Below are 6,866 nucleotides of genomic sequence, written 5' to 3'. Positions count from 1 at the left end.
AGAGACCGTAAGGTCTCTTTTTTTTATATCCAAGGAGCTTAACTTCTGAATCACACTGACAAGTAGAAAGCGTTTGAAGCTGACGAATTGAGCGAACGACGACTTGAACTTATACGTGGTAAGTGAAAGAGGAGAAAGAGAAAATGAGGAAAGATGCGAGCGCTTGACTACATGTCAGAAAAGCTTCTTAGCGCCGATGGTAGCAGACTTACGTTCCGCAAGAGTAGGATAAGTGGAATATAAGAGCTAAAGCGCTTATATAAGTACCACTAAACTAAAAAGATAGAAAATAGAAATCTTAGTACATAGACTAATAGACATGATGTAATAAAAAGGCTGTAATAAGTGGTACTTTACAGGCAAGTAGAGACCGTCATGTCTCTTTTTTTATATCCTAAGCGCTTAACTTAAGTATTACTAACCTCAATTTATTTTATTATTTTAATCATTTCTTAATTAAAGTCTTAATTAAAGCTTGTGTATGAATTTCAAGTTTTGAAAATGGAATTCCACCGAATCCTAATATAAATTTTACATCTTGTAAGTTTTGATCATATTCATTAAATGGTATGATTTTTAGGTTATTTTGTTTTGCTCTCTTTAAGCACTCTTCTAATGTAAGACCATTTCTTACTGTTAAGGTGAAATGCATGCCAGCAAATGCACCGTTGACTTCTAATTGTTCTTGGTAAGGTGTGAGTGCATCAATTATGAATTTCAATTTAGCCTTATATACTTTCCTCATTTTATTTAAATGGCGTTCAAAACTACCTGATTCCATAAAGCTGGCTACCATTTTTTGCAAATGAGTTGGGACGGTATTACTTTCTTTATTGGAAAGTGTATCGTATCTTGAACAAAGATTTTTGGGGAGTACTAAATAAGCCATTCGACAACTTGGATAAAGAGATTTTGAAAAGGTACTGATATATATCACTTTGTCTTTAGTATCTAAACTTTGTAATGCAGGGATGGGTTTGCCGAAGTAACGAAATTCCGAGTCATAATCATCTTCAATTATATAACGCTGTTCACTTTGTTGTGCCCATTGAATGAGTTGGGTACGCTTTTTTAAATTCATTACATACCCAGTAGGGAATTGATGTGATGGAGTGACATATGCAACATTGTGATTGAATTTCTTAAATGCCTCTAAAGCAATACCAGTTTTTTCTACTGTAATTTGTTTATACTTGATTTGTTTTTTATCTAGTATTTTTTTAATTGGAGGATAACTCGGATTTTCAATATAAAATTGTGGTTTATTTAGAATGTCTGTCACTAAATTAATCAGTTGTTCAGTTGAAGAACCAATTATTATTTGTTCTGGATGACACGTTACCCCACGACTATTAAAAAGGTAATGTGCAATTTCTTGTCTCAATTGCCATTCTCCTTTTGGGTTTGTACGTTGTAATAGTGATAGTTGATCATCTTCGAAGGCGTCTCTAGCATATTTTCTAAATTGTTTCATTGGAAAATATTCTGCATCTATTTCTGATAAGTTAAACGCCAAAGTTTCATTGTTATTTTCATTATTACTAACTTCATTAGAGCTATATGCGATAGTTTGATTTGGTGATTCATTTAAATGTGTAGCATTGCGATTAACAATAGGTAAGGTTTCAATGTCGGACACGAAGTATCCTGATCGTGGCTTGGAATAAATATAGCCTTCATCTAAAAGTAGTTGATATGCATGTTCTATTGTTGTATGACTGATTGATAGATGCTGGCTCAAAGCTCTCTTAGATGGAAATTTATCATCAGATTGGTATTGGCCTTCGATGATTTGCTGTTTTAAATTTTCATATAAATTGAGATAAAGATGTTTATTAGGCATTTAACTGACCCCTTGAAATATTTTAAAATTGTACCTTTTTAAATACCAGTTTATCTTTTAAAATGAATTTAATCAACTAAGTAAAGGGGTAATTTATTCATGTCTAAAGTTACTGGATCAGAAAGAGTAAAAAGAGGAATGGCTGAAATGCAAAAAGGCGGCGTTATTATGGACGTTGTTAATGCAGAACAAGCTAAAATTGCAGAAGAAGCAGGTGCCGTTGCGGTAATGGCATTAGAACGTGTACCTTCTGATATAAGAGCTGCAGGTGGTGTAGCACGTATGGCTAATCCTAAAATTGTAGAGGAAGTTATGAATGCTGTTTCAATTCCTGTTATGGCAAAAGCACGTATCGGTCATATTACTGAAGCACGTGTATTAGAATCTATGGGTGTTGACTATATCGACGAATCTGAAGTTTTAACGCCAGCTGACGAAGAGTATCATTTACGTAAAGATGCTTTCACTGTACCATTTGTATGTGGTTGCCGTAATTTAGGAGAAGCTGCTAGAAGAATTGGTGAAGGTTCTGCGATGTTACGTACTAAAGGTGAGCCAGGTACAGGAAATATCGTTGAAGCAGTGAGACACATGCGTCAAGTAAATGCGGAAGTTAGTCGTTTAACTGTAATGAACGATGATGAAATTATGACTGAGGCTAAAAACATTGGAGCACCATATGATGTTTTAAAAGCAATTAAAGACAATGGTCGTTTACCAGTAGTTAACTTTGCTGCAGGTGGTGTAGCAACTCCTCAAGATGCTGCATTAATGATGGAATTAGGTGCGGATGGCGTGTTCGTTGGTTCTGGTATTTTCAAATCAGAAGATCCTGAAAAATTTGCAAAAGCAATTGTTCAAGCTACAACGCATTATCAAGATTATGAATTAATTGGTCGTCTAGCTAAAGAATTAGGCACAGCAATGAAAGGTTTAGACATCAATGAATTATCATTAGAAGAACGTATGCAAGAGCGTGGATGGTAATATGAAAATTGGTGTACTAGCATTGCAAGGTGCTGTGCGAGAGCATATCAGACATATTGAACTCAGTGGACATGAAGGTGTAGCTGTAAAGCGTGTAGAGCAATTAGCAGAAATTGACGGATTGATTTTACCAGGTGGCGAATCTACTACATTGCGTCGATTGATGAACTTATACGGTTTTAAAGAAGCGTTACAACAATCTACTTTACCTATGTTTGGCACATGTGCAGGTTTAATTGTGTTAGCACAAGATATTGTAGGCGAGGAAGGTTACCTAAATAAATTAGATATCACAGTTGAACGTAATTCATTTGGCAGACAAGTAGATAGCTTTGAAAGTGAGTTAGATGTAGCTGGGATTGCGAAAGATATTGAAGGTGTATTTATAAGAGCGCCTCATATTGTAGAAGCTCACGGTGAAACGAAAGTGTTAAGTGTTGTGGGTGAGAAGATTGTGGCAGTTCAAGAGGGACGTTATTTGGGTGTTTCATTCCATCCAGAATTAACTGATGATTATAGAGTCACGCAATATTTTATTGATCACATCGTAGCACCTACTACTGTTGAAAAAGTATAATAAAAAAAGCAGTTTGGTTAAATAACCAAACTGCTTTTTTGTTGTTTATTAAATGAAGAATCCTGCAATTGCTGCAGAAATAAATGATACTAATGTTGCACCGAAAAGTAATTTTAAGCCAAAACGTGCAACTACGTCACCTTTTTCACTGTTAAGTGATTTTATAGCTCCAGAAATAATTCCAATTGAACTGAAGTTAGCAAAAGAAACAACGAATACAGAGATTACACCTTTAGCGTGATCACTAATTTCCTTTGTCTTACTTAAGCTTTGCATTGCAACGAATTCATTTGATAATAATTTAGTTGCCATAATTGAACCAGCTTGTACAGCATCGTGCCAAGGTACGCCAATTAAGAATGCAAATGGTGCAAAAACAAACCCAATTAATGTTTGGAAATCCCATGTGATACTACCACCGCTAACTGCAGTGAAGATAGCACTAACAACGCCATTTAATAATGCAATGATAGCAATGTACCCAATTAACATTGCACCTACGATAATTGCGACTTTAAATCCATCAAGGATATATTCACCTAGCATCTCGAAGAAAGATTGTTTCCCAGCTTCACTTTCTTCTACGATTAATTTATCTTCCTTTGCATCAACTTTGTAAGGATTGATGATTGAAGCGATAATGAAACCACCAAATAAGTTTAATACAACAGCAGTAACGACATAGCGTGGTTCAATTAATGTGAAATATGCGCCGATGATTGAAGCAGAAACTGTCGACATTGCTGAAGCAGTCAATGTATATAAACGTTGACTTGGAATGTGTGCCAGTTCCTTTTTCAGTGAAATAAACACTTCTGATTGCCCAAGGATTGCTGCAGCTACTGCATTATAAGATTCTAAGCGTCCCATTCCATTAATCTTAGAAATAGCTAAGCCTAAAACATTAATAATCCAAGGTAAGATTCTCGTATATTGTAAGATACCGATTAGTGCCGAAATAAATACAATTGGTAATAACACGTTAAAGAAGAAAGGTGGGTTTTTAGGATCTACGAATTCAAATCCGCCAAAAACGAAATTAACCCCTTCTGCAGCTTTAGCTAATAGATAATTGAATCCATCAGATATAGCGCCGATAACTGTAATACCGAATTTAGTTTTAAGTAAAATAAACGCAAATACAAGTTGAATAACAAGTAACAGACCAACGTATTGCCAACGTACTTTCTTTTTGTCAGAACTAAAAAGGAAAGCTAGTCCTAAAAATACAGCAATTCCAATTAATCCAATGATAATGTGCATAATTTTTTCATCCCTTTTATTTTTTCTTAATACCTATAATACAATAAAATATCAGTCTCTGAACATCATTAATCAAAAATTTTTCAAACATATTGGTTGAAAAAGGTCAAAGTTGGTCATATAATATAGTCAAAGAAGGTCAAAAGAGGTGATAATCATGCACAACATGTCCGACATCATAGAACAGTACATTAAAAAATTATTTGAAGACGCCAATGAAGACGTGGTGGAAATCCAACGTGCAAATATTGCACAACGTTTCGACTGTGTGCCTTCGCAATTAAATTATGTAATCAAAACACGTTTTACTAATGAACATGGTTATGAAATTGAAAGTAAACGAGGTGGCGGTGGTTATATCCGAATCACTAAAATTGAAAACAAAGATGAAACTGGGTATATTAACCATCTACTTCAATTAATTGGACCTTCAATTTCACAACAACAAGCGTATTATATTATAGATGGTTTGTTAGACAAATCTTATATCAACGAGAGAGAAGCAAAAATGATTCAAGCAGTTATTGATAGGGAAACGTTGAAGATGGATGTAATTGCTAGAGATATTATCAGAGCAAATATTCTTAAACGTTTATTACCTGTGATTAATTATTATTAAAGTAAAGTGAGGTGTTTGGTCGTGCTATGTGAGAATTGTCATTTAAATGAAGCGGAAGTTAAGTTAGCAGTTAAAGGACAAGATGGCGTGAATGAGAAATGGGTTTGTTCAACTTGTGCTCAGGGAGGAAATCCATGGACGCAGAATCAACAACTTCAGTCTCAAGATGATATTGAAGGTGCATTTGTTGTTAAACAAATTTTACAGCATTTAGCAGCTAAACACGGAATTGAATTTGATGAAGTAGCTTTTAAAGAAGCAAAACGATGTCCAACTTGTCGCATGACACTTAAAGATATCGCACATGTCGGTAAATTTGGTTGTGCAGACTGCTATGCAACTTTCAAAGATGACATTGTTGATATAGTGCGACGAGTACAAGGTGGCCAATTTGAACACACTGGGAAAACACCTCGTTCATCATATAGAAAGTTAGCATTAAAGAAACAAATTGAGGAAAAGTCAGAACACCTCAATAAGTTAATCGAAGAGCAAAACTTTGAAGAAGCAGCTGTTGTTCGAGATGAGATCAAGGCACTAAAAGCGGACAGTGAGGTGAGCCGCGATGAGTAAAGATTATATTAGTCCTTATATGAGTGAATGGATGCGTGATAAAGAGGAAAGTCCAGTTGTCATGTCATCGAGGATTCGTTTGGCAAGAAATTTAGAGAATCATGTGCACCCACTTATGTTTCCATCAGAACAAGATGGATTTAGAGTGATAAATGAAGTACAAGATGCGCTTCCAGATTTGTCGATTCAACGTTTGGATACGATGGATCAACAGAGCAAGTATAAACTTGTTGCGAAACATCTTATAAGTCCAGAGTTAATAAGACAGCCAGCTTCAGCGGTATTACTCAATGATGATGAGTCACTTAGTGTAATGGTAAACGAAGAAGATCATATTCGTATACAAGCAATGGGTAATGATTTATCATTGAAATCACTTTTCGAGAAAGCATCTCATCTAGATGACGAACTTGATAAGGCAGTTGATATTAGCTTTGATGAACACCTAGGTTATCTCACAACTTGTCCTACAAATATCGGAACGGGTATGAGAGCAAGTGTGATGTTGCATTTACCAGGATTATCGATAATGAAACGAATGAATCGTATTGCTCAAACGATTAATAGATTTGGTTTTACGATTAGGGGTATATATGGGGAAGGCTCTCAAGTTTATGGTCATATATACCAAATTTCGAATCAATTGACATTAGGTAAAAATGAAGAAGCAATAATTGAGAGTTTAACTGAAGTGGTTCAACAAATTATAAATGAAGAATTACAGATTCGTGAACGATTAAATGAACATAATCATACGGAAACGTTAGATAGAGTTTATCGATCGTTAGGAATTTTGAAATATAGTAGACTCATATCAATGGAGGAAGCTTCGTTAAGATTAAGTGAAGTGAAACTTGGCATTGATTTAGGCTATATTGAATTGAAAGACTTCAAATTTAATGAGTTGATGATTGCGATACAATCACCATTCTTATTAGATGAAGAAGACGAGAGAACCGTGAATGAAAAAAGAGCGGATATATTGAGAGAACATATCGTTTAGG

General features: G+C 35.0%; 7 protein-coding genes. 5 read left to right on the top strand and 2 right to left on the bottom strand.

The window, feature by feature from the left end; translation table 11 throughout:
* Window positions 1–445: 445 nt before the first annotated feature.
* Window positions 446–1,843, bottom strand: coding sequence for a MocR-like pyridoxine biosynthesis transcription factor PdxR (gene pdxR, locus ACY191_RS13665; protein WP_107641623.1), 1,398 nt, complete (start codon window positions 1,841–1,843; stop codon window positions 446–448).
* Between the two features lie 99 nt (window positions 1,844–1,942).
* Between pdxR and pdxS the strand changes: the two genes are divergently transcribed.
* Together pdxS and pdxT are read left to right on the top strand one after the other, a co-directional pair.
* Window positions 1,943–2,830: a pyridoxal 5'-phosphate synthase lyase subunit PdxS gene (pdxS, locus tag ACY191_RS13660; RefSeq protein WP_042737944.1), complete on the top strand. Its 888-nt coding sequence runs from the start codon at window positions 1,943–1,945 to the stop codon at window positions 2,828–2,830.
* A 1-nt stretch (window position 2,831) separates the two neighbouring features.
* Entirely contained in the window at window positions 2,832–3,407 is a 576-nt protein-coding gene (gene pdxT / locus ACY191_RS13655) for a pyridoxal 5'-phosphate synthase glutaminase subunit PdxT (protein WP_042737945.1), read from the top strand.
* Between the two features lie 48 nt (window positions 3,408–3,455).
* Here pdxT and ACY191_RS13650 read toward each other — a convergent pair whose 3' ends face one another.
* Entirely contained in the window at window positions 3,456–4,670 is a 1,215-nt protein-coding gene (locus tag ACY191_RS13650; protein ID WP_042737946.1) for a NupC/NupG family nucleoside CNT transporter, read from the bottom strand.
* A gap of 157 nt (window positions 4,671–4,827) precedes the next feature.
* On the opposite strand from ACY191_RS13650, the gene ACY191_RS13645 reads away from it, so the two are divergent.
* Genes ACY191_RS13645 through ACY191_RS13635 form a run of 3 tightly spaced genes read left to right on the top strand, consistent with a single transcriptional unit; the run spans window position 4,828 to window position 6,865 of the window.
* Complete coding sequence (locus ACY191_RS13645; RefSeq protein ID WP_042737947.1) at window positions 4,828–5,289, top strand: CtsR family transcriptional regulator; 462 nt, start codon at window positions 4,828–4,830, stop codon at window positions 5,287–5,289.
* 21 nt (window positions 5,290–5,310) lie between these two features.
* Window positions 5,311–5,862, top strand: a complete 552-nt coding sequence (locus tag ACY191_RS13640) for a UvrB/UvrC motif-containing protein (protein ID WP_042737948.1) — start codon at window positions 5,311–5,313, stop codon at window positions 5,860–5,862.
* Window positions 5,855–6,865 (top strand): protein arginine kinase, encoded by a 1,011-nt coding sequence (locus tag ACY191_RS13635; RefSeq protein ID WP_042737949.1) that lies wholly within the window; start codon window positions 5,855–5,857, stop codon window positions 6,863–6,865. Before ACY191_RS13640 ends, ACY191_RS13635 begins: the two co-directional genes overlap by 8 nt.
* The last annotated feature ends 1 nt before the right edge of the window (window position 6,866 follow it).

The sequence above is a fragment of the Staphylococcus sp. TCBT05 genome, from assembly GCF_055179755.1.
Note: the sequence above shows the minus strand (reverse complement) of the source record. Positions and strands in the feature narration are given on the sequence as shown.

Bases quoted from the DNA above. Each gene is read 5' to 3' on its own strand.
- pdxR (WP_107641623.1), bottom strand. From the start codon at position 1,843: ATGCCTAATAAACATCTTTATCTCAATTTATATGAAAATTTAAAACAG.
- pdxS (WP_042737944.1), top strand. From the start codon at position 1,943: ATGTCTAAAGTTACTGGATCAGAAAGAGTAAAAAGAGGAATGGCTGAA.
- pdxT (WP_042737945.1), top strand. From the start codon at position 2,832: ATGAAAATTGGTGTACTAGCATTGCAAGGTGCTGTGCGAGAGCATATC.
- ACY191_RS13650 (WP_042737946.1), bottom strand. From the start codon at position 4,670: ATGCACATTATCATTGGATTAATTGGAATTGCTGTATTTTTAGGACTA.
- ACY191_RS13645 (WP_042737947.1), top strand. From the start codon at position 4,828: ATGCACAACATGTCCGACATCATAGAACAGTACATTAAAAAATTATTT.
- ACY191_RS13635 (WP_042737949.1), top strand. From the start codon at position 5,855: ATGAGTAAAGATTATATTAGTCCTTATATGAGTGAATGGATGCGTGAT.